General features: G+C 51.1%; 24 protein-coding genes. 10 read left to right on the top strand and 14 right to left on the bottom strand.

Going from position 1 to position 20,806, the window contains the following annotated elements; translation table 11 throughout:
• Positions 1–176: 176 nt before the first annotated feature.
• The 3 genes from F6R98_RS06605 to F6R98_RS06595 all read right to left on the bottom strand — a co-directional run bounded on the left by F6R98_RS06605 (position 177) and on the right by F6R98_RS06595 (position 5,934).
• Entirely contained in the window at positions 177–2,561 is a 2,385-nt protein-coding gene (locus tag F6R98_RS06605; protein WP_153248313.1) for a type I restriction enzyme HsdR N-terminal domain-containing protein, read from the bottom strand.
• A gap of 471 nt (positions 2,562–3,032) precedes the next feature.
• Positions 3,033–5,276 carry an LPD7 domain-containing protein gene (locus F6R98_RS06600; protein ID WP_194270172.1) on the bottom strand — a complete coding sequence of 748 codons (2,244 nt, stop codon included), beginning with the start codon at positions 5,274–5,276 and terminating at the stop codon, positions 3,033–3,035.
• 139 nt (positions 5,277–5,415) lie between these two features.
• On the bottom strand, positions 5,416–5,934 hold the full coding sequence (locus F6R98_RS06595; RefSeq protein WP_228125132.1) for a plasmid mobilization protein: 519 nt from the start codon (positions 5,932–5,934) through the stop codon (positions 5,416–5,418).
• A gap of 424 nt (positions 5,935–6,358) precedes the next feature.
• Here F6R98_RS06595 and F6R98_RS06590 point away from each other — a divergent pair, with 424 nt between their 5' ends.
• Genes F6R98_RS06590 through F6R98_RS06565 form a run of 6 tightly spaced genes read left to right on the top strand, consistent with a single transcriptional unit; the run spans position 6,359 to position 10,992 of the window.
• Positions 6,359–6,592 carry a hypothetical protein gene (locus tag F6R98_RS06590; protein WP_153248311.1) on the top strand — a complete coding sequence of 78 codons (234 nt, stop codon included), beginning with the start codon at positions 6,359–6,361 and terminating at the stop codon, positions 6,590–6,592.
• Positions 6,593–6,618: 26 nt separating this feature from the next.
• A complete protein-coding gene (locus tag F6R98_RS06585) occupies positions 6,619–7,347 on the top strand; it encodes a nucleotide-binding protein (RefSeq protein ID WP_153248310.1) in 729 nt (242 codons plus the stop codon).
• Positions 7,347–8,096, top strand: coding sequence for a hypothetical protein (locus tag F6R98_RS06580; RefSeq protein WP_153248309.1), 750 nt, complete (start codon positions 7,347–7,349; stop codon positions 8,094–8,096). Before F6R98_RS06585 ends, F6R98_RS06580 begins: the two co-directional genes overlap by 1 nt.
• A gap of 42 nt (positions 8,097–8,138) precedes the next feature.
• Positions 8,139–8,357 carry a hypothetical protein gene (locus F6R98_RS06575; protein ID WP_153248308.1) on the top strand — a complete coding sequence of 73 codons (219 nt, stop codon included), beginning with the start codon at positions 8,139–8,141 and terminating at the stop codon, positions 8,355–8,357.
• Between the two features lie 14 nt (positions 8,358–8,371).
• Positions 8,372–8,875 (top strand): hypothetical protein, encoded by a 504-nt coding sequence (locus tag F6R98_RS06570; RefSeq protein ID WP_153248307.1) that lies wholly within the window; start codon positions 8,372–8,374, stop codon positions 8,873–8,875.
• Positions 8,875–10,992: a DotA/TraY family protein gene (locus F6R98_RS06565; protein ID WP_153248306.1), complete on the top strand. Its 2,118-nt coding sequence runs from the start codon at positions 8,875–8,877 to the stop codon at positions 10,990–10,992. Before F6R98_RS06570 ends, F6R98_RS06565 begins: the two co-directional genes overlap by 1 nt.
• 198 nt (positions 10,993–11,190) lie before the next feature.
• On the opposite strand, the gene F6R98_RS06560 is transcribed toward F6R98_RS06565, so the two are convergent.
• Both F6R98_RS06560 and F6R98_RS06555 read right to left on the bottom strand, forming a co-directional pair.
• Positions 11,191–11,625, bottom strand: a complete 435-nt coding sequence (locus tag F6R98_RS06560) for an HAD domain-containing protein (protein ID WP_153248305.1) — start codon at positions 11,623–11,625, stop codon at positions 11,191–11,193.
• Positions 11,622–12,083, bottom strand: coding sequence for an HAD domain-containing protein (locus tag F6R98_RS06555; protein WP_153248304.1), 462 nt, complete (start codon positions 12,081–12,083; stop codon positions 11,622–11,624). The genes F6R98_RS06560 and F6R98_RS06555 overlap by 4 nt, the downstream gene beginning before the upstream one ends.
• 134 nt (positions 12,084–12,217) lie before the next feature.
• On the opposite strand from F6R98_RS06555, the gene F6R98_RS06550 reads away from it, so the two are divergent.
• Positions 12,218–12,730 (top strand): 3'-5' exoribonuclease, encoded by a 513-nt coding sequence (locus F6R98_RS06550; RefSeq protein ID WP_153248303.1) that lies wholly within the window; start codon positions 12,218–12,220, stop codon positions 12,728–12,730.
• Here the strand turns inward: F6R98_RS06550 and F6R98_RS06545 are convergent.
• The 9 genes from F6R98_RS06545 to F6R98_RS06505 form a co-directional block, all read right to left on the bottom strand.
• A complete protein-coding gene (locus F6R98_RS06545; protein WP_228125131.1) occupies positions 12,727–13,134 on the bottom strand; it encodes a HEPN domain-containing protein in 408 nt (135 codons plus the stop codon). The two genes, F6R98_RS06550 and F6R98_RS06545, sit on opposite strands and share 4 nt — an antisense overlap.
• A complete protein-coding gene (locus F6R98_RS06540) occupies positions 13,131–13,475 on the bottom strand; it encodes a nucleotidyltransferase family protein (RefSeq protein WP_228125130.1) in 345 nt (114 codons plus the stop codon). Before F6R98_RS06540 ends, F6R98_RS06545 begins: the two co-directional genes overlap by 4 nt.
• A gap of 935 nt (positions 13,476–14,410) precedes the next feature.
• Positions 14,411–15,100, bottom strand: a complete 690-nt coding sequence (locus F6R98_RS06535; protein ID WP_153248302.1) for a hypothetical protein — start codon at positions 15,098–15,100, stop codon at positions 14,411–14,413.
• A gap of 8 nt (positions 15,101–15,108) precedes the next feature.
• Positions 15,109–16,308, bottom strand: a complete 1,200-nt coding sequence (locus F6R98_RS06530) for a hypothetical protein (protein ID WP_153248301.1) — start codon at positions 16,306–16,308, stop codon at positions 15,109–15,111.
• Positions 16,305–16,796: a hypothetical protein gene (locus F6R98_RS06525; protein ID WP_153248300.1), complete on the bottom strand. Its 492-nt coding sequence runs from the start codon at positions 16,794–16,796 to the stop codon at positions 16,305–16,307. The genes F6R98_RS06530 and F6R98_RS06525 overlap by 4 nt, the downstream gene beginning before the upstream one ends.
• A complete protein-coding gene (locus tag F6R98_RS06520; protein ID WP_153248299.1) occupies positions 16,793–17,071 on the bottom strand; it encodes a DNA-binding protein in 279 nt (92 codons plus the stop codon). Before F6R98_RS06520 ends, F6R98_RS06525 begins: the two co-directional genes overlap by 4 nt.
• Positions 17,068–17,364, bottom strand: coding sequence for a DUF3077 domain-containing protein (locus F6R98_RS06515; RefSeq protein ID WP_153248298.1), 297 nt, complete (start codon positions 17,362–17,364; stop codon positions 17,068–17,070). Before F6R98_RS06515 ends, F6R98_RS06520 begins: the two co-directional genes overlap by 4 nt.
• Positions 17,357–17,641: a hypothetical protein gene (locus F6R98_RS06510; RefSeq protein WP_153248297.1), complete on the bottom strand. Its 285-nt coding sequence runs from the start codon at positions 17,639–17,641 to the stop codon at positions 17,357–17,359. Before F6R98_RS06510 ends, F6R98_RS06515 begins: the two co-directional genes overlap by 8 nt.
• A gap of 292 nt (positions 17,642–17,933) precedes the next feature.
• Complete coding sequence (locus F6R98_RS06505; RefSeq protein ID WP_153248296.1) at positions 17,934–18,152, bottom strand: helix-turn-helix transcriptional regulator; 219 nt, start codon at positions 18,150–18,152, stop codon at positions 17,934–17,936.
• 49 nt (positions 18,153–18,201) lie between these two features.
• On the opposite strand from F6R98_RS06505, the gene F6R98_RS06500 reads away from it, so the two are divergent.
• The 3 genes from F6R98_RS06500 to F6R98_RS06490 are packed head-to-tail and all read left to right on the top strand — an operon-like array spanning position 18,202 to position 20,794.
• The gene (locus F6R98_RS06500) at positions 18,202–19,551 is read left to right on the top strand and encodes a hypothetical protein (protein ID WP_194270171.1); all 1,350 of its coding nucleotides are present in this window, start codon (positions 18,202–18,204) and stop codon (positions 19,549–19,551) included.
• A 59-nt stretch (positions 19,552–19,610) separates the two neighbouring features.
• Positions 19,611–19,928 carry a transposase gene (locus F6R98_RS06495; protein WP_153247700.1) on the top strand — a complete coding sequence of 106 codons (318 nt, stop codon included), beginning with the start codon at positions 19,611–19,613 and terminating at the stop codon, positions 19,926–19,928.
• On the top strand, positions 19,925–20,794 hold the full coding sequence (locus F6R98_RS06490) for an IS3 family transposase (RefSeq protein WP_153247699.1): 870 nt from the start codon (positions 19,925–19,927) through the stop codon (positions 20,792–20,794). Before F6R98_RS06495 ends, F6R98_RS06490 begins: the two co-directional genes overlap by 4 nt.
• Positions 20,795–20,806: the final 12 nt, after the last annotated feature.

The following is a 20,806-nucleotide window of genomic DNA, read 5'->3' as shown; positions in this document are numbered from 1 at the left end:
CGAGATTGAAACTGCCCCGTTTCCGTGGTCTCCCCATCCTTCAAAAACAAGGTGTTCACCATGCCCAAATCCAGACTTCCATACCGGAGGAATTTCGCCACCAGATACTCGAACTCGCGCAGCCGGTAAGTCCGACGGCGAAACGCCAGGGCGTCCAGGGGCATATATGCTTGTGGTCAATGTACGCCTACGTCTTCGCCGCCGACTGACGCTCGAAGGGCGGCGGTGAGCGTGGGGAGAACGCGCTCCTTGAGCGTCACATCGGCCCATTCGGAAAGATCAGGTATGGTGCGCAGTTGCACGGTGCGCAGCGCAATAGTCAAACGATGCAAAAGTGGTAGAGACCCGGTTTCGATCGCGGCATCCACCCACTCGTCTGCGTGTGTCCACGGACGTGAAAATAAATCGGCCATCGCGTGTGTTGCTGTCTCGACGGGGCCTTGATCGTGGCAAAGGACGCGACCGTGGTCGCCGAGGTCGTGCACAAGATGGCCCAGTCCCTCTTCGTTTGCGCGTAACAATGGAAATGGACACTGGCCGATGTTCAGCAAAACAAACGCGTCTATGCGTTGGCTGTCATCGCCAACCGCCGTTGCGGGAAGCCTAGCAAGTTGTCCAAGGATCATCCAAGCCGCCGTGTTACCAAGCATGTGCGGACGCTCCTCTCCGAGATCGATGGATTCGCCCATAACGTCGCCATGGCGATTGGACAGCCAGGCCTTTTCACCTTCTACCTTCAGATGAATCAACCGACCGTCCGGTGCAGCCGTCGCGACCAGCGCATTTTCGACGGGCACCTCCGTGGGCTCGATGGCAAGAAGGCCGTCGATGATTCCAGAACTGAATCCACCTGTTTTCTCCGCCATGCAGCGAATCGCCTGCGCACCAATCAAGTCCCCGAGATAAACAGCGGCCAAGCGGTTGCCAAGCCAAGTGCCGGCTTCCTGCGGGTCTACTGCGGCGCGGTGCGCAAGTTCGTCGCCTGCGGCATCGGCAAGTTCCGAAAGGAATGCGGCAGGAATGGTCGGTACCACGACATCTTCACTGCCTGCGTGACGATAGGTGCGCACGGCACCTTGGGATTTGAGTTCGGCCACCGCATGGCGAGCTTCGTCGGAAAGAGCATCTTGTCGCACGACGAACCCATTCGATGCTGCCAAGGCCAGTTCGGCCGAACGGGCGCCCTCATCGGCAAGAGTGCAACGCGCGAGCACCCGATAGCCGCGAAGCAGGTCCGCCTGATGGGCGTAGCTCCGGCGCGCAGCTTGCACAAGCTCCAAGCCAAGCATCGGAGGAAGAAGCATGGCGCTGTCAGGGTCTTGGTACCGTGGGTTACTGGCTGCATCGTCGTAAATCGTGCGAAGTACCCAAGGCGCACGGTAGTCCACTGCGTACTCCGCGCCTTGCTGGAAGTGAATTTTGTGATTGGCAAGAGCGCGCTGCGCACTTTGAAACTCTTCCAACCTCAAGGGGCCGATCTCGATGACCTTTGCTCGATCTCCCACCGCCGTCTGCGTGCGACCGTTTTGAGCCTTGATCAGCCGTACCGCGCGATTAGTAGTCAGAATGACATTGAGCGTGTTGCCAGGTCGCAGAGTCGCCAGCTCCTCCAGATCGGCCGCCATTGACGTTCCTGGCTCCACGTCGTCGATGGCAAGCAATAGTGCCGGCCCCACTGGCCCGGTAGACATCCGCCGCAGCCACTGGCTGGCATCGTTCGCGGTGAGATTCCATTCAAGCTCGATGGCGAACAGGTTGGCCAGCGACTGAAACAGTCCCGGCCCTGAGCCTCGCAACATCAGGACGGCCAAGTCTTCACCGTCCCGAGTGAGCAAGGCGAGTTCACGCAGACAACTGCTCTTGCCGCTCTGTGCTGCACCTTCGACGATCGTGAAGGTCGTCCCGGCTTGCGCTGATTTGATTGCGGCAAAGGTACTGAGACGAGGGAACAGCAGAAGCTCGGCGAAGGCGCGATCGGACTGGCTGGGTGGATCTGTCATTTCGGCCAGGAGCTTTGCAGTTGCAGATCGCACGATGGGAACCCAGACTCCGGTTTCCCTCCCCATCAAAGCTTCAGTCGCCCACCGCATATCCGCCGCCGCCAACGTGGCGGCATTGGCAAGCAGACGGGCTACCGCATTGGCGGCATCTTGCTCGCCGGACCAAAGTTGACCTGTATTGGCGTCGTAGATGCGGGTATCCCGCCCATTCGTGACAACGACAAGAGGAGGTCGTGGCGTCAACTGGTTCGCGTAGCTTTGCGCTTGCTCATAGTCAGCATGAGTCAGCGCAAGATCCTCTCGCTTGAGTTCCAGTACGGCCAACGGCCGTCCACTATGAAGCACGATTACATCCGCGCGGCCAGCCTTCTCCCACTGGGCAGCGCTGTCGAACTCATGTGTTTCGTGACCAAGGCGCACGGTGAAACGCCGCTGCTCGACCAGTTGCTCGCGGGGAATATTGGGGAAGGCAGCGGACAGCGCCGCTGCCTTCCTGCTCTCCAACTCGGCCTCGGTGCGTACGGACGGCGACACTTGCAGTTTTTGTTTTGTACGAGGCATTGCGACAACTCCTTAACAGGGTGGTGAAAAACTCGATTTTCATACCACACATTGTGTGTTTATCAGTAACTTCATACAAGATAAGGTGTGTTTTTGGAGTTTTTCACCACCCTGTTAAGCCCAATCCCGCAGCGACTTGACTGCGGTGTCAGTTCAATTAATTACTACTACATTCCAGTTATTATTGCTACTGGAAGCGGTTATGTCTTGACGCCCATAATTTTTCAACATAATGATTTAAAAGATATTGCTAAATAATGACGAGGCACCGCTTGTAATTCATCGTTTATGAAAATATTTCGCATGCATATAATTTAAAGCATGTTATTAAAGAATGCGTATATTAGCAACAGCACTGTGAAGTGTACTAATTAACGCTACATTCCAACGATTTTTTATGGCATCCAAGATCAAAATCCCGCCTAAGTTTCTGACCTCCATGAGACTGCCAAAGTGGGTATATCCACGAATTTACATTCGTGGAGAATCATCATCGTCATTGGTTTGATCGTCCTTTGTTACATCAGGTGCAACCGGTTCCGGCCCTGTTTTACTCTGTGCAATGTCAGTGTCGGCGATTTCCTCTTTAAATTTGATATCCAGCCCCATGTCAGCGGCCACGCGGGCGCAACGTTCCTTGAATTCATCGCTACCGATAGCCTCAATGTTTGCCCCCCATTTCTGCACGGCCAGCCGCAAAGCGATTTTAATTGCGCGGGTGTCCTCGGTATCTTTAACGCCAACGTGTTCGGCGCTGTCAATGACCAGCGCCCGTTGTTTGGCCTCGTCAGCGTAATACGTCACGTTGCCGTGTTGATCGACCGTGAATGGGATACGGCGCAGAATTGGCGCGGCCAGCGCTTCCGCCTCTTCGTCTTCACTATCACGTTTTACTCCCTCCTTGATACCGTTAAGTTGAGTTGTGCGCCTGGCAATACTTTGCCGACGCAACTCCGCCAGCGCCGTTTCGTCGCGCTGTTGCGCTCTGTAAACAAGATAGTCCTTATCCCGCTGGGAAGTTTTACTATTCGCCGTCAAAGTGTTCTGCTCTTTGTCTTCGGCTATGGCTTGCTGCACGGCATGCCCGGTCTTTCCGGTCTTTATGGGCTGCTCGATCTGACGCTGCCGATCCCGAGCCGCTGGCAGTTCACGCGCGGGCAAAGGTTTGTCTGTTTTCTGGGCTTGTTGTCGTTCGTATTCGCGTTTAAGGATCGGCGCGGCCTCGGCGAAGGAAAGGTGCATTTCCCTGGTGAGAAAATCGGATACGTTCAGATTGCGTGAACCGGCCTTGATGCGGTCGCCGCCGTCATTGCCTTGGGTAATCTCATACTTTTCTGGGATAACGCCGTGCGTCTGGCTCAAATGATCGAGTAATTGCTGCGCGTCTAATTCGAGCTTGATCTGCCGGAATTCGTCCAGGTCGGCACGTAATAATTCTTGGCGCTCGTATTGAAGCTGGTTTATAACGCCGTCAGCACCCCTGTTCGCTGTATGCGCTACCTCTTGCTCTCCAGCATTGCCAGAATAGCCAGCTCGCGCCCGTCGCATTTCAATATCGGTTGATCGACCTTGCGCCAGACTATCGCGTGCATTTGCTTGCAATAGCAGTGGAGTTTCGTTTCCTGTATGTACCATATGGCCGCTGGACAGGTTGCGCACGCCGGCGAGGGCTTGGGGCGGTGCTTGTCGTCGAGCTGCATCAAGACCGGACTGATATACAAGGGCGGCTCGTTGCCCGTTTCTAATTCGGTCGGCGTTGATGCGTTCGTAGTCTGGTCGCTCATTGGTTATTTCCTTCTCGTGAATCGTTAGATTTTGTTCTGGCCTGTGCTTTTTGTAAAATTTAGCCGCGCGTTCTGCAAGAATTACGCGCTTTTCATCGATATTTGCTTTTTTGAACGCGGTGTAAAGCTTGCGCTGTCCGCTGTTGATGTATTTGATTTCCGGCGCTCGAACATCGCGCCATTCGTTCAGGGTGTCTATATATTTTTGCTCGGTATCGCGCGTATGTTGCTGACTATGATACCGATTAATGATTTCATCGGTAATTAATTTAAGTTTATCGGCATGCGACTTCTGTATGAACTCAGGGCTAAACACGTAATCTTTTAGATTGACGCCTTTGATATGTTCAGGGGGCTTTATATTTTCATATTCACGATCAGTTCCCGCATTTCTGGTACGTGTTGCGCCGTGCTCAGTGAGCATGGATTTAAACGTAGCGTAGTCTGTTATTTTCCGTTCCAACACAGCAGACAATATACGCTCTTTTAATGCCTGAGCGTTGCCTTTAAATAAATCACCCTTGTAACGGCTGATTATCTCGCTCTCACCGGTGAATTCACAGCGGCGGTTGTCCTTTGGGCTTGCCAGCCCGTATTTTGCATTGGCATGCTCCTGGAAGGCCTCAAGGAATTTTGTCTGATACGCAACCCGCCCTAACGGATTCAAGCGTTGTCCGCTCAATAGGTTTTTTTCCGGGATAACGATATGAATGTGCGGCTTGCGCTCTATAAAATCGCCGGTCTTCTTGCTGATATAGCTTTTTATTTTAGGCAAGTGCGCTTCAGCGTAGAAATTAAACTCGTCGGCATCATAGGCGCTCATTACAAACTGTTTAAAATCGCCTGTAATGGACTGCAACGTTTCAGGGCTTAACTCGTCTTCCTTGAACGCAAGGGTGATATGCAAATAGCGTTCACCGTCATTGTTCATTCCTTTTATGATGGTGTCGGTTAGTTCCAGATCGCCGTCGAGTATAACACGCTCGTCTAATTCATCACGCGTATATTGACGACCCTGCTTTTGTCCGTCTCTCAGATATTCGGCTATGCCGTCGTTACCGCCACCTACTCTAATCAGCATTTCGTATAACGTCCTTCATTTCGTGCGCGAGTGTTTCCAGCGCATCAAGAATGCGGGTATAGGTTGAACCGGAAATAATACCGGCACGGTATTCGGCGTTGGCACGGTACGCCAATTGATTGAGGTTATTACTTGTTTTGTTGAAAATAAAAATAAGTCTTTCCTTTTCGACGCTGGCTTTATGTCGGGCGATTACCTGCGTTTTGTTGGTTAAAACGCATTCGCGGAAAAAGGCGGACGGTTTCCTGCCGGACGCTTCAACTTTTTGCAGGTAGGCAGCGTGATCGGACTCGGCCAAACGGAAGCTTACCAAGCGGGTAAGTTTGGCAGTTGTAGGCTTTTCCGTTCTTTTCTTTTTTGCTTTTTCGGTCATCGTTGTAAGTAACTCGGATAAAACAAGGCCAGTAATAAAACTGCGCACCCAGTGCAGTTCGGCGCACCGCGCCGGGGTTCCAAAGGGGCACCCTTTGGCACAAAGCATATGTTTAGGGGCGTAGCCCGTAAACATATGCGACGTGCCTGTGTGTTAAAGCGTGAAAATTAAGATACTCCATGCGCAGGACATGAACAGGACATAAACAAGACGCGTTACCCCACACACAAGACATAAATACGACATAAGTAGGACGCGTCTTCACATACGCAGGACATAAACAGGAAATATTTTTTTAAACTCTCGCATAAACTCGCATAAACTCGAATTAGGCCTATTGACATCAAATCAATTTAATACAAATATAAATGAGTTTCCAAAAAACGCAACAATATATATGACTACACTCGCGGACGAACTGATAGAACTAGCCAGGGGTAGCAAAGGCAAGTCGGAAACGTCAAAACTGAGAGATGTTTTTGAAGCAATAGAAATGGCAATACATGCGGGCGTAAGTAGGTCGGTAATACTCGCGCATGTGAATAATCAAGGAATCCGAATGAATATGAAATCCTTCGAGAAGGCGGTTTACCGGATAAGAAAGGAGCGGCGAGACAAGGGTGAGTGCGAAAAAGTTAAAGCCACAACGGACATGTCAGGTGGTCTGACCTATCACGAAAGCGATAACAAGCACGCAAAGCAAACGGATGGTGCCAGACCAAGACTCGGTACAACATCAAAGCCCAAGAAGTTCGTGCATAACCCAACACCAAGAGACGGTATTTTAGATTAGTTAACATTCAATAAGGAGTTATGAATATGCAAAACACAGTTCATTTTATTCTACAAGGAAAAGGCGGCATAGGTAAATCGTTTATCGCTGTTCTGCTTTCTCAATATTTCGCAAGCAAACAAGCCGATCTTAAAGCATACGACACCGACCAGGAAAACACCACTTTTGCGCATTACAAGTCATTAAATGCTCAACACATTCCGGTAATGGACTATTCACGTACGGTTGACGCCAAACGGTTTGACTCGCTTATCGAAAATATTTTGACGGAAGATGGAACCTATGTGATTGATAATGGCGCTAACACATTCTCACCTTTGTTAGCTTACATGGTCGAAAACAACGTTGTTGATTTTTTACAAGAAAATGGAAAGACTGTTTATATCCATACCGTTATAGGTGGCGGCGATGTTCTTATCGATACAGCTAATGGATTTGAATCCATCGCCAACGGTATTGATAATGCGCCAATTATTATCTGGCTAAATGAATATTTCGGTAAGACGGCCACTACCGAAGGCAAGGAATTCACGGATACAAAAATCTACATACGAAACGAAGACCGGCTACACGGTTTAATCACACTTCATGAACGTAATCGTCAAACTTATGGCGACGATATAAAAAAAATGAATACAAAAAGGCTTACCGTTCTTGAGATCATGGAATCAACAGATTTCACAATAATGGAAAAACAACGTATTAGCACCGTTGTTAAAGACGTGTATACACAACTCGACGCCATTGCATTCTGATGGATATCGACATCAACAAAAAACTGGCCGGCGAAATATTCTCAAAAACCGGTATAGCTATTGACCCGGATGATCCGGCCTTTGTCATCGTACATTTAAACCGGATGATATTTGATGGACAAAAAATTGATCTTGCAGGTATGCTGGATCGTTTCGCGGCAAATGTGGAAAAGCAGGCTGATAAAATACACATATCCATTGATCAACTATCCGAGGTTTATAACGATCTTGAGAGGGTGCACAAAGAAATCTTCTATAAGAGCGAAGAATTCCAGAAAAAGAGCGCTGATGCGGCGGCTAACTCAGCCACCGAGCAAATCAAGATGGCAGAAGAAATTGCATCGCGCAATGTTGAATTAGCCGAGAAAGTAGCTGTAGCACGCGCGGAACTAGCTGGCGAGGAAGCCAAGGCGAGAGCGGATGTCTGGGCCGACGACCAAAAGGTAAATGTTAAACAGGTGATTACTGAGGTTGTGCGCGATTCGCTACAACGTGAACTCGCTATATTAAAAGAATCAACGAACGATGCAGCAAAACAAATAGAAGCAGCAAAAGAAAGCTTAAACAATAATAACAAACAAGTACTACTGTTAATACTTGCATGTTTATCCAGTTCATTTATCGCTGCGGCATTCATGGTTTTTCTTATTAACAATAATGTGATATCCATACAAAAAACATTCGAGGTCAACTATGAGTCATTGGCATCAAGAATTATTGAGGCCATCCCGCCACAGAAAAAGAAATAATATCAAAGCTACCACAAAATCAACTTTAAGTAGGTGGATACAATGTCATATATTAATATAAAACGCGAACAAATAGACGATATCGTTAGACAACTATTCGTATTTTTCGGCAAGGCTTTGTTTTGGGTCGTTGTTGTAATAATGCTGATACCGCTTATGTTTTTGGTGGAGTTTATCATCGGCATTCCGGTGGGCTTGATCGGGTACAAAATACACCAGATTACCGCACCTGAATTTCTTGGGTTTATGTCGCAAAAATAGAGCGGGAGCGTGCTATGGCGTCATTTAAGCAAAATAACGGATTGATACGGCGGGTGGGCCGTGGATTTCTGTGGGTCGGCGGGAAGGGATTATATTTTATTTTTATTTATCCTCTCTCGCCGCTATTCCGTGCGGGTAAATATTTGAAACTGATAGCCGTTACGGTCGATGAAATTGCCGAATATACCGGTCAGGTGTGGCGGCAAATCCGGCACGGCGAACGTGAAGACGGTGTATCAAAACCAGGCCGTGATTTTCGGTGGTGCTTAACCACATGGGGCGTTGATGAGACCGACATCGACGACCGTATCATGTTGTGGATTGCCGAAGTCATGGGTTCCCTGTTCGCAACAACCATCATTGTCTGGTCGGCGGTGGAATGGAATCAGTTTTGGACATGGGTTGAGTGCGCCGTCACAGTGCCGGCATTACTTTCGTTCATCAGCGTTAGATTCTGGCAAATCGCCTGTTTGCGCAAGCGCCAATACATCCCCATCAGTTTACGAGGTCTACAGTAATGAATCCTGACTTAAGTTTTGTCCCTGCTGCGGATGTGTCAGTCAACGCTATCAATTCCGTGATCGGCGCTGGATGGGATGGCATATTAACCGGCAGCAACCCAACCGGTGCCGGTGGGGTGCTGCTGACAATCATGTTCGCTTTTAATGGCGTGGGGCTGGCTGTTGCCGGCATCATGGTTTTTTATACCGCTGTGGCCGGTACGATTGATACGGCGCACCAAGGAGAAGCGCTGGGCAAACGCTCTACCCTATGGTCTCCGCTACGCCTGGTCGGAGGGGTGGCGCTCCTGATGCCGCTGCCCTGGTGTCAGGCCAGCTTGTTGCAGGCAATTATCCTGAAGTGCGTTTTCCTCAGCATTGGCTTTGCCGACTTCGTGAATATCCAGGTGACTAATCAAATTACGGCCAACGGCGGCCAGATCAGTTCCCCGGCCTTGCCGGATAATGTCAACGACGTTGCCGGCAACCTGCTCGAACAACTGACGATACAAACCTATTTCAACGTCATGCAGGACATGCCCAGCGTTAAGGGACTGAATGCCGTCGCTACACCTAATGGGCAATCCTTTCTGCTCAGCCTCAATTCGCCCGATCCATCAATCCCATCCCCGAGCATGGGTTATTTTGAAGTGCCGTGCTCACTCGGCAAAGACGACCCGGTTTGTCAGGCGCGCGTCAAGGCAATTAAGGACATGCTGCCCAATCTGCAAACCGCCGCCGACGCCATCACCAGTCATTGGAAGTACGGCGCGAACCAAGACCCCGACACTAATTCCATGATCAGCGCGATGAACAGCTATCGAAACACAGTGCAAAGCGCTTTGGTTTCCTGGGTTCAGGCGCAACAGCCAGACGAAAACTCCGCTATTACGCAGTTTGCAAAGGTCGCACAGGACCAAGGGTGGGCCAGCTTGGGTAGCTGGTATTGGACGTTCGCTTATTTTAACGCAGCCGTGTCCAAAGTCGCGACAGCCCAGCCTCGCGTGGGAGCAAAACCGGACTATGAAATCATTGGCTCGCATGCCGGCGATGATTTAGAGGTTCCAATGCGGCAACTCAAAAAATATCTGGCAACAGTTTCCAACGTTACCACGACATCCGGCTCGGTCGGCATTGCTTCGGCGAATGAAAAGTTTTCAACCGGTTGGCTGGCTCAATTGTTTCCGGCAGCTATCGCCGCCAATGCCGGCGCAAATATTGTGGCCGATCTGTCCGAAGGGGATCCGATCCAGAATCTCCAGACACGAGGACAGCAATTAATGACCGGCGCTGAACTGGCCGGTTTATCCGGTGCCGCCCTGTACGGATCGATCCGCGCGGCTTCCGGTGCGGCGGATGGCGCTAGCAAATCGTTATGGGGGCTGCTTGGTTTCGGCGTGCTGGCTAAAGCACCTGCAGAATTCGCGGTAGGGGCGGCCGATTTCGTAAAGGACACAGCCCAGGACTTAATATCGGCTGCGTTTTTTATCGGGTTGGTGCTGACGGTCTACTTGCCGGCAGTGCCGTTCATTATTTGGAGTATGGCGTTCATTGGCTGGCTACTGCTGATCATGGAAGCCGTGTTTGCCGCACCGGTATGGGCGATTGCGCACACGCTGCCGGAGGGTGACGGGTTTGTCGGCCAGTCAGCCCGACGTGGCTATATGCTGTTGATGAATATTCTGCTCCGTCCCGCGCTGATGACGACCGGATTCTTTATTTCGTTTTTGCTCATTCAACCGGTGGGCAAATTCATCGGGACGGGATTTCAGGTGTTCACCAGTGGCGTGACGAGTAACGCTAATCTCGGCGCAATCGCCGCCCCTGCTGTAGCGGGTCTTCTTGGCTTGGGCGTCAGCGCACTGGTCCAGGGATTGGCTACTATCCTGCTGGGTGGTGTCCTGCTGGCGATGGCCGAGCATAGCGTTTTCTCGATTATTACGGCGCTGCCTGAAAATGTGATGCGGTGGGTAGAGGGCCAAATGGGAGGTCTCGGAGAAAACGAAAAGGAAAACAAAATTCAGGGTCTGGTTATGGCCAAGTTTGGGCGAATGGAATCGGCGATGAAAAAACAGGGAGGTTCAGGGCGCTTAGGAAGGATCGGCGGCAAGTTTTCAGGTTCGAAAAAGGATTAGGTTTGACTTTCTCCCCGGTCGGGAAACCGGGGAGAAAAAAACGGTTGATTAGAGGGTGATGTGTTCCAGGATTAGGCGGTGGCGCTTGGCGATCCGTATCCGGCGCTCGAACAGCATCAATGTCGAGAGGCGTTGCGCGATGCTTCGCAGTCGCTTTATGCGGGCAGCCGCCCGCATACCGGATGGGCTAACGCCCGGCTACCTGGTCAAAGTGGTTTCCATTTTTCCCCGTAACGCTTCTGCTGCTTTATCGTCAAATCCTACGTGTGAAGCACAGGCAATAAGCTGGTCACGGTGCCATTGAAACTCCCAATCGGCGTCGTCGACGGCAAGCCACGACTCATCCATTCGCCTGTGAGCAATCAGCCAATTTAGGATTTCCCGCTCGCGGGTGAGCGTGTCAGCTCCGCTATGTTCAGGTAAAAGCGTGGTGTCGATGATTCTGGCCACGATGTCCTTGGAGAATCGCGCACGGAGCGCCTCCAAACCGAACTGATACCGCCACATCGAACTAATAACAATTTCCACGGCAGGAAAGTCACGCATGACCGCCTCAAAACGCTCAAGGTGACAAAACATGCGCTCAAACGGTTCAGGGTGCAGCACGCCATCGAAGTCCAGAAATAAAATCATGTCATGTGTCCTTCGTTACGCAATGCTGTCCGCAGGGTTTCGGCAGTGGTATCGTCCAGTCCGATATACCAGGTACAGGTTACCAGCCGGTCGCGATGCTTCTGGAACTGCCAGTCTGCATCATCCAGCGCAACCCACGGCGCGTCTTCGCGGCCTGCTGCCGTGATCCAGTCAAGAATCTCACCCTCACGGCGAGCCGGCAAATATTTTCCGTCAATGCGTTCTGTCTGCGGCGTCATGTCGATGATACGTGCTGCGATGTCCGGTGAAAACTGCGCGCGTAGCTGGTCGAGCGTAAATTCATAGCGCCACATCGAACTGATGACTATTTCCACATGTGGAAAGTCACGCATCACCGCCTCGAAGCGCTCCAAGTGGCAAAACTGTCGGTCGGCTGGTGTCGGCTGACCGTCATACTCTGGGTGCAGTACGCCGTCGAAGTCAAGAAACAGGATCATTTCGCTTTCAAAGAATGTCGTTAACAGGGTGCTTTCAGTGTCACGCCGGAAAACTTTTCAATCAACGTTTTTTCAAAGAAGCAAAGCAGCTATGATCTACGCATGTAGTAGGCTTATCGCTCTCAAGAGAAAACATGCGGATCTTCATTGATACGGAATTTACCGACTTCAACTCACCGGCGTTGATAAGCATCGCGTTGGTGACCGAGGATGGACATGAGTTTTATGCAGAGCGCACGGATTATTCGCGCGATGCTTGCAACAAATTCGTTCGAACAACCGTCTTGCCGTTGCTGGGTCGAGTACCTGGCGCTGCCTGTAACCAGACCACACTCACCAAGCGCTTACATACCTGGTTTGCGGCGCTATCTGAGCCAGCTACTATTGTTTGCGATTTTGAAGGCGATTGGTTATTGCTCAACGAGGCCTTACTTTGTGGTGGGCAAAAAACCCCACCAGTTAACATGGGCGAGAAGTTGCTACTGGATAGTTCAATATTCAACGACCCTGTGTTCGGGCATGCCCTGAATCGAACTTTTACACAGAAATGGCCGCCTCATCATGCGTTGGCTGATGCCAGAGCATTACGGGCAGGACATCGTGCATGGTATGCGTCTATGGAACAGGTATGGGCGGCACATGGTTAGATCATCGCGTCATTTTCTGGCATAAACGTTTGCCTTAATGTCGCCACAAACGAAGTAGCTTGCACTACCGCCCACGCTGCCTCCTCAAGTGAGATCGGGTCGCCCGTATAGTCTGCAAGAAGGCGCAAGCGTTCAACCTTGTTGATTGCACCTCCAAGGTCGGCAGCAATGAGATTCGTCTTAACCAGGTGTAAACCGAATGCGCCTATTAACCCTCGGTGCGTTTTTGTTGCGGAATCAGAAATCGTTGCGCCGGATGCGATCAGTGCGGCGCGCGCGGCGTTGAACATGGCGTAGTACGCACGGTCGCACGCGCCATCTATATCGCCGACATCAAGCAGTGTGCGCGCCGATTTAGCGGCACGGTCAGCCTTGCTCATGTACGTGTCGGCAGTCATACTCATAGCCTGATTCCCTCCTTCCGGATATTCTCGATCAGGGCCGGATTACTGAAATGCTCGGGGTGCGCCAGCTCGTCCTCCCACAGCGGCAACGCTTCGACAAGCAAGCCGGTATCCAGCAGTACCTCAAATGCGATACCCGCCATGTCCATTGCCACGGTCGAGCGTTTTCCGTGATCGCCACGAAGGACAACGGCAATGTCCGCATCGCTGTCCGGGCTATGCGTATGTCTTGCTCTACTGCCAAACAGAATAGCTTGACTGACGGCATACCGGTCATTGATCCGCCTCATGAAGGCCTCTGCCGTCCTTGCCGTGTCAACATCAACGAGTTCATCATTCATGAAATTGTCCTTCTCTACTCCGTCATTACGGTGCTTTTCGACATAGTGCATCCAGATCCAGCCACTTACCACGCAAAATCACGTCATCGATAGCGGCCAAGGTGTATTGCTCATGAGTGAGGTGCGGTGTTGCATGGTAAGTAGAAAACTTTGCGAGTTTCTGCAACTGTTGCGCGATTTCCTATTGCTGTCAATCAAAACACAAAACGAAAGCGCCGAACAACCGCTGTTTAGCAGACCAGCGCCGGTGAGTTGGATAAATTATTAGCCAAACATTATTAGGCAAGAGTAATAAAAAGCGCCGGCGTAGCCGATTCCGGTATGTGGGCGGCTGCCCACATGAAGCGACTGCGAAGCATCGCGTCACGCACCTCGAACACGAGGCCGTTCTGTGCGCCGGCAGTGGATCGCCAAGCCCCACCGCCTGATGACAACCCCGCCCACTCCTGTAAAACCGTCTTTTTAGGCTTGCCTGTACCAAATCCCACCTAATTTTTACACACGCTGAAAAAGTGCGTTTTTTTACGCCATAAAATAGGGCTGTATCCCACGGCTGGCGCGGCCTTCAGCTAAAACAGCGAAAAGTTTTGAGGGGGGGATGTGAAATTAGGTGAATTAGGTGGGATTTGACCATTAAAAACCGCTGTAAGCCGCGCCGTTGCTGGATTCTTAAATCCCACCTAAGCCAAAAAATAGGTGGGATTATCCCACCTAAGTTTCTGGCGGTCATGGAATCCTAAGCAAATCCCACCTAAATGGGATATATCCCACCTAAATTTTAGCTAGGTGGGATATATAAACACCAATATAACAATAAGATAAGCTCAATATCCCATCTACTTCACCTATTTTACATATCCCCCCCTATACTTTTTTTCTAAATCGGGCGAAAAGCCCCGCCCGGCATGGGTTTCAGGGCTTTTTATGGGGTGTTTTTACCCAGCGTCAATCAGCGCAGAAAGGCGCAAGGCATAGCGGCGTTTGTTGCTGCCGGTCAATGGTTTTTGGACGCTGTATACAATCTTTTCTTTGTCCTTGGTGACCCTGGTTAACAAGCCGCGCTCATAAATGCGTAGTATCAAGGTACGCTGCCCAAGACTAAAGTTGCCGCCTTGGTCGCCGGCGTACTTAACCACTACCGCGTGCGCGGCGTCGCCATCCAGGTATAAGGTGTCCTCGTTCTTGTCCATCCAGCCGATCAGCATGCCTTGCGGCTCATAGTCTCCGCGCGCGTCCTGAATCCAGCCGAAATTGCGCACGTAGGACATGTTGCCGCTTGGTATGCCTTTCTCGCCGCCTTCGAGGTCGATGACATGACAACGTCCGGAAGACAGCGCCGAAGACAGCAGCGCCAGAAACCGGGTTACTTCGTCCTGGCTGGCCTGGTGTTCGTCCTGCTCCTCGATCAAGCGCCACAATGCGGCGCTGGTTTCTGACAAGAACTGTTCCGCTTCGGCCCGAGTGATTGCCCCGCATTGCCGGGCAAAATCCGTAAACAGCGCCAGACCGGCCTTCAGGCTGGCGAAGTCGGACGGTGCGCGGGTGTGACCCTTCAGACCCGCATGAATTGCCTTATCCCGCCCGGTGCGGATGACTTCCGGCAAGGATTGCTTGAGGGCGTTCATTTGAGGTGCTAACCATTGTAGATACCCAGACATGGCTGCGGCCAGTGTTCCGGCTCTGGCGTGCTCTTGTAGCACTGTAAGGCGGTCGCTGTCGATGTCGCCTTTCCGGTTTTGTCGGTCACATCGCGGCTGATGCTGGCGATAGTGATACGCGCCCTGCAGGATTGCCCGCGCGGGATGTCCTCGCCGCTCATCAGCACCAGGCCGCGTGGATGATAGGCCGCGCGTTGCTTCAGGTCGGACTGCAGGCGGCCACGCCCGGCCTGATTGCCCGCGCCCCTGATCAGTTTGTCGGCTATGGCGTGTATTTTATCGATGTCGCCTTTGCCGCCTTGCGGGTTGAAGTCATCCACAACAAAAAGCGCGTCCTTGGCCGCATGCGCCTTGACTTCAAGCACGCCTGCCGAATCTACCCAGGCGGCCGGAAAATGCCGTGAATCGAAGCCTTGGCCGAAATGGGCCAGCGCCATGGCGGTGGCCTCGCTCTTGCGCGTGCCAGATATGCCGAACAGCATGGCGGTATGGTCGATCAACGCGGCGGTGGCCGTTGGCGCGCGGTAGATGGTGGCCAGCAACAACGCACCTATTTCCGGCTTGTGCGGAGCAATACCGAACAACGACAGGCTGGCGCGTACCGCCGCTTTCAGCGCTTCCCCTTGTGGCGGATCGGGTAGCCGGTAGTGCTGCATATTACCGGCGCCGGGGTTTACTTCGACATCGGTACGGTTGCCGTCTGCGTCGATCGCGCCGCCCGTATGCAGGTACAACCACTGGCCGTCGATTTCCCGCCAACCGGTGTGGCCGTAAACCGTGCGCCGTGGATATTCTCCGGACAGCGCTTGTATGGCCGCGCGCAAATGATCTTTCGATGCATTACCGGCCTTAATACTGACCATGGTTCCCCATTGCGAGTATACCCAGGCCATGCCGGCGAAGCTGCCGGCACCAACTTCGATACGCGGCAGTGTCTGGCCGTTGGACAACTTGCCCTCTATTGCGCTGGTCAGCGTCTTTTCCTCGCCGTTATCGTGTATCACTTCTTCGATAATGTGTGCCGAAAAATTGCAGAGCGGAAACGAGCTTTTCTCGCCGATCTTGCAGATAACGCCTTTTTCCTCCACATAGAGGGCGTGTTTTTCGGCTTTCTGTTTCCTTTTTTTTTGCGGCGGTGGTAGGTCTGGCTGGATTCGGTGGATTTTGGCGCTCATTCGTCCTCCTCCTGGAACTTGCCGGAACAAATCGCAGCCATAACAGCTTTTTCGTTGTAGGCCAGCCCGGCATTGGCACCGGTCTCGATATCTTTTTCGCTGGTGTTGTCGAGATTGTCCCCATCCGTAGATGCGTAATGCAGCCATTTACCCAGATAGCTGAAGAAGCCGTAATACTGCCCCCTAAGCGCCTTAAAGCCTTCGCTCCATTCAGATGGAGGCTTATCAAGCATGGCGCTTCCGCCTTCCATCTCGTAGCGCCGCATAAAGGATTCGACAACTTTTTCAAGAAAACCGGCATCATCATCTTGTCGCTGATATTTGAGTAATGCCACTGCCATAAACTGACCCGTTTTAAAACCGCCGAAATAGCCGCCTTTCGCGGGTACGTTCCAGTTTGGTGCCTTGGCGCGTGGATTTGAACTTACAAAGGGAAGCCGTTGCCACGGATTCTTGACGGTGCGCTTGTATTTGATGATGGTCTTCATCGGCGCGGCTCCTGCTCCGTGCTCGTGGCCGGGTAATCAACCTGATCAATTAGCGCCGCAATGACATCGACCCGGTACGATTTGCGTCGGCCTATTGTTATTAGGCCTGGGGCCAGTTTTTGTGTTAATTCCGCCGTGGGATTTCGCAGGGTGAATCGCAGCCCTCCTATCTTGCGATGGAGTACCTCGGCAAGATTATCCATAGTCAAAAGAGCCCCGTATTTTTCCGTTAGCCATTGTTTTGTATAGCTGTTATTTTCTCCGTTCGCGCTCATTGACGTGCTTCCCGCTCCATATTCGTGATTGCTGCATCAACAACAGCCTTTGCCATTTCGAGCAGGTAGGCCAACGTCCAGGTGTTACGGGCAACATCTTCGACGCGGTTCGTTGCGATTTCGAAGGCGGAGGCTTTGGCGGCGTCCAAGAGGTTGGACGCTTCCTGCAGCGCATCTACGGCAGACACGCCGGCGCGCACCTGGAATAGGTGGTTACCCTCAGCGTTGCATGGGTAAAAGGGATAAGCAGTAGTAGCCCGAAAGTCAGGCGCTTGATTGTTGGGATTAAGCACGGCTACGTCCTCCTAGATCAGCGGCCTCTATAGCGGCAGTCCACAAGGCAAAACTTTCGCGTTTGGCGTGTTCCAGGTGGCCGCTGGCGGCGGTCAGGTGGGCGCAGATACCGCCCAAGCCGGTTTGATGGGAATAATCCTGCGCAAAGTCGGCGGCCAGTGCGGTGAGGTTGTCCATATGGACGTATACGTCCAGTACGCGCGAGCGCAGCTCATCAGCTTGACTGACGCTAAGGGTAGATTCTGGGCGGATTTTGCCCATGGTTTGGGTGGTCATGAGTGGCTCCAATACTAAGATTTAGAACCGTCACGATCGCTGCTAAACGATTGGGTGACGGGGTGTAATGGGTTAGCAGACCGGTGTATTGGAACCGGCACACCCTCGCGGATGTCCCACGGCACCCCGCCATAATGGATGGATTGCGGGCGTAAAAAAACGCCGTATTCCATACGGAATGGCGCTGTAGCGCCAATACATTTCAGGCTGCTAAACCCGGCCCCGGATACGTCCGGGGCAACGGGGAAAGTTTGCTCTCCGAATGAGGGTGGTGTCAAGCGTTGGAGCGGCATCATGACGCGCTCCTCGATGCATCGGCTTTAGCGTCTAGCCATGCTTGCACGTCTTCCAGTTTCCATGCTGTGCAGTTTTCGGTCAGTTTGACCGGCTGCGGAAAAGTGCCTTTTTTTACGAGCCGCCAGATGGTGGACGGTACCAGCGGCACGATTGTAATTAGGCTGGACATACGGATATAGCTGGTGGTTTTGGACTGCTCTTGTTTTATGGTCATGCTTGCGTCTCCATGCGACTGTATGCCACTACTTGTGGTGGGCAACATCATGCGTAATTTTTATCGACAAGTAAGAACGGAAATATGTAATATTTGGTTGTTTTTTCCGGGAGGGCTGCGAGCGATGACGGATGGAGAAGGTTTTCTTCATAACTTGGGTGAAACATTCCAGAAGGCGTTCAATGCCCCCAACTCTCTTGGAGTTTGGCTCACTTCCGATGGTCAGGTTTGGCGAGATCGCATAGGCGAATCGATAGAAAAGATAGATGAGTCTCACGCTGACCGTGCTGCCGAAGTAATGCGAATAATAGCCAGTTTAGATTCAAAGTTGAAAAACACAGAATGTATAGGCGAATTTGAAGCGCAAGTCACACTCATTGGATTGGTCGTTAATATATTGCTCTGTACTAAAGGTGGATTCTCTCCATTTATGGACGCTCCAGCATTATACATAAGAAAAAATACTCTTCAGGTGCTCTCAGATTATGAATTCGAACCACCCAACGAACAGTTACGCGAGTCTATTCGCGAATCTATTTACCCTTATTTACTACGGCACAAAAAACAGCCAGTTCAATCGAAAGCCGCCTATTTTTGCCATCCATTAGGTAGATGTGATACGAAAATTGCAGACGCGTTACTAGCATTCGCTGACGAATATGACTCCACCCCTTCTTATTCTTTGACATCTAAGACATATCCACTGTGGAGTCTTGTGCAAAAACACATTGACCCAGCGGTCAAAGATTATTTGAGAAAAACCCGTAAGTCTAATCTTTTCCCTGCCGGTTTTTCCTCTGCTGCAAAATCGAATCTGAAAGAGATGGAGGATAGTCTGAGAGCGACTATACGAACAACTAAAGTTTTTTATTCCTTACCTGATTTCTTGCATGAAGATCGTCTACCACAAGATTTTGTAGAGACAATGGAATCTTTACTTTTTTTAGTAGAATTTTTATCTACCCCCGGTTGCGAAAGAAAACAAAATATCGGCCTGATAATCGATCCAGAGCTTGGAGAATCCAGGCGAACATTGCGATATAAGGTGGATAAGAGGCATTACCCCTATTGTGAGCTCTGCTGGCGTCTTTCTGCTTTTTCCCAAGCCGTCGAGGAAAAACGCCCTGCTTCATTAAGTATTAAACAAAAAAATCAAGAAGGAGGAGAAGAGGGGCAGGGGAAGAAACTTAGTCTCAGATTATGTAGTGTGCATGACTCACATGAGAAAAAATACAATAACGACATTAGAGAGTACAAAGATAACTTTCATAAAAAAATTATGGAATATAAACGAGTTTTGCACTATTCATTCGGCTTTGATAGAGATCAAGATCAGGACATTAGGCGTTTTGCATATAACTTCGTTCGCATCCGCTTATCTGATAAATGTATTATGTAATGGTTTAATGAACCCGGACACTTCCAAAGGCAGAATTTATACTGTCAGCAGAGGTGAGCATGAAGACAAACGAGAAAAAACACAAGCGCCCCAAATACAGTCTGGAATTTAAGCAAGATGCCGCCCAGCTGGTTCTTGAAAAAGGCTACAGCCTGAACCAGGCTGCCGATCATTTGGGCATATCATTAAGTGCCCTGGGACGCTGGGTGCGGGCGGAACGCAAGCCTTCCGGCAATGAGTCTGCGACGAAAAAGCCAGGCTTGAATCTGGGGGATCACGATGAATTGATTCGTTTGCGCAAGGAAATTGAACAATTACGCATGGAGCGTGAAATCTTAAAAAAGGCCGCAGTCTTCTTTGCGAAAGAAGCCGAATAAAGTACGGGTTTATTCAGGCGCAACAGAAGACGTATCCAGTGACCGTGCTCTGCCGAGTGATGCAGGTGAGTAGCAGTGCATATTATGAGTGGTTAAAAGCCCCGCAGGACAGTGATAAGGATCAACAAGATCAAAAGCTTGCCGAGAAAGCGAGGCAGATTTTCATCGACAATAAACAGTGCTTTGGTTCGCGTCGTTTAGCGGATCGACTGCAAAAACAAGGTTTTGTCGTTGGGCGTTTTAAAACGCGGCGCATCATGCGAGATTTAAACTTGAAGGTGCGCTATCCCAGGCGAATTAAAGTCACTACCGATAGCAACCATAACGAGGCCATTTCGCCCAACCGCTTGGACCGGCAATTCCAGGTTGGCAAGCCCAATCAAGTATGGACGACAGATATCACCTACGTGTGGACCCTAGAAGGCTGGCTTTATGTCGCGGTGGTCATCGATCTGTTTTCCCGGCAAGTCGTGGGCTGGGCGATTGATGATCACATGCGGGCCTCGCTGTGCGTCAAGGCCTTGCAAATGGCCTTCTGGCGCCGCAAACCGCCACCCGGTCTGTTGCATCACTCGGATCGTGGCAGCCAGTATGCGAGCAGGGAATATCGCCGGCATTTAGACGTGATGAAGATGGAACAGAGTATGAGCCGCAAAGGGAACTGCTGGGACAACTCGCCGACCGAACGTTTTTTTCGCAGCTTGAAGCATGAGCAGCTCAACTACGAAAAATTCAAGACCCAAGCGGCGGCAAAACTGAGTGTGATCGATTATTTGGCTTTTTATAATGGCCTTCGACCACACTCAACATTGGGCTACCAGTCCCCACTCGAATTCGAGCGGGAATTTTATAGAAACGCTGCCTGAACAGGTGTCCGG

Source organism: Candidatus Methylospira mobilis, assembly GCF_009498235.1.
Lineage (GTDB): Bacteria > Pseudomonadota > Gammaproteobacteria > Methylococcales > Methylococcaceae > Methylospira > Methylospira mobilis.
The sequence above is the reverse complement of the archived record's forward strand: the minus strand, read 5'-3'. Positions and strand labels throughout refer to the sequence as shown.

What these genes read in the sequence shown, in the direction of transcription:
- F6R98_RS06550 (WP_153248303.1), top strand. Translation starts at nt 12,218, where the DNA reads ATGCGGATCTTCATTGATACGGAATTTACCGACTTCAACTCACCGGCG.
- F6R98_RS06580 (WP_153248309.1), top strand. Translation starts at nt 7,347, where the DNA reads ATGGATATCGACATCAACAAAAAACTGGCCGGCGAAATATTCTCAAAA.
- F6R98_RS06605 (WP_153248313.1), bottom strand. Translation starts at nt 2,561, where the DNA reads ATGCCTCGTACAAAACAAAAACTGCAAGTGTCGCCGTCCGTACGCACC.
- F6R98_RS06545 (WP_228125131.1), bottom strand. Translation starts at nt 13,134, where the DNA reads ATGAGTATGACTGCCGACACGTACATGAGCAAGGCTGACCGTGCCGCT.
- F6R98_RS06565 (WP_153248306.1), top strand. Translation starts at nt 8,875, where the DNA reads ATGAATCCTGACTTAAGTTTTGTCCCTGCTGCGGATGTGTCAGTCAAC.
- F6R98_RS06600 (WP_194270172.1), bottom strand. Translation starts at nt 5,276, where the DNA reads ATGAACAATGACGGTGAACGCTATTTGCATATCACCCTTGCGTTCAAG.
- F6R98_RS06570 (WP_153248307.1), top strand. Translation starts at nt 8,372, where the DNA reads ATGGCGTCATTTAAGCAAAATAACGGATTGATACGGCGGGTGGGCCGT.
- F6R98_RS06535 (WP_153248302.1), bottom strand. Translation starts at nt 15,100, where the DNA reads ATGAACGCCCTCAAGCAATCCTTGCCGGAAGTCATCCGCACCGGGCGG.
- F6R98_RS06520 (WP_153248299.1), bottom strand. Translation starts at nt 17,071, where the DNA reads ATGAGCGCGAACGGAGAAAATAACAGCTATACAAAACAATGGCTAACG.
- F6R98_RS06555 (WP_153248304.1), bottom strand. Translation starts at nt 12,083, where the DNA reads ATGATCCTGTTTCTTGACTTCGACGGCGTACTGCACCCAGAGTATGAC.
- F6R98_RS06500 (WP_194270171.1), top strand. Translation starts at nt 18,202, where the DNA reads ATGCGTAATTTTTATCGACAAGTAAGAACGGAAATATGTAATATTTGG.
- F6R98_RS06495 (WP_153247700.1), top strand. Translation starts at nt 19,611, where the DNA reads ATGAAGACAAACGAGAAAAAACACAAGCGCCCCAAATACAGTCTGGAA.
- F6R98_RS06595 (WP_228125132.1), bottom strand. Translation starts at nt 5,934, where the DNA reads ATGTTTACGGGCTACGCCCCTAAACATATGCTTTGTGCCAAAGGGTGC.
- F6R98_RS06590 (WP_153248311.1), top strand. Translation starts at nt 6,359, where the DNA reads ATGAATATGAAATCCTTCGAGAAGGCGGTTTACCGGATAAGAAAGGAG.
- F6R98_RS06525 (WP_153248300.1), bottom strand. Translation starts at nt 16,796, where the DNA reads ATGAAGACCATCATCAAATACAAGCGCACCGTCAAGAATCCGTGGCAA.
- F6R98_RS06505 (WP_153248296.1), bottom strand. Translation starts at nt 18,152, where the DNA reads ATGACCATAAAACAAGAGCAGTCCAAAACCACCAGCTATATCCGTATG.
- F6R98_RS06530 (WP_153248301.1), bottom strand. Translation starts at nt 16,308, where the DNA reads ATGAGCGCCAAAATCCACCGAATCCAGCCAGACCTACCACCGCCGCAA.
- F6R98_RS06510 (WP_153248297.1), bottom strand. Translation starts at nt 17,641, where the DNA reads ATGACCACCCAAACCATGGGCAAAATCCGCCCAGAATCTACCCTTAGC.
- F6R98_RS06560 (WP_153248305.1), bottom strand. Translation starts at nt 11,625, where the DNA reads ATGATTTTATTTCTGGACTTCGATGGCGTGCTGCACCCTGAACCGTTT.
- F6R98_RS06575 (WP_153248308.1), top strand. Translation starts at nt 8,139, where the DNA reads ATGTCATATATTAATATAAAACGCGAACAAATAGACGATATCGTTAGA.
- F6R98_RS06540 (WP_228125130.1), bottom strand. Translation starts at nt 13,475, where the DNA reads ATGAATGATGAACTCGTTGATGTTGACACGGCAAGGACGGCAGAGGCC.
- F6R98_RS06585 (WP_153248310.1), top strand. Translation starts at nt 6,619, where the DNA reads ATGCAAAACACAGTTCATTTTATTCTACAAGGAAAAGGCGGCATAGGT.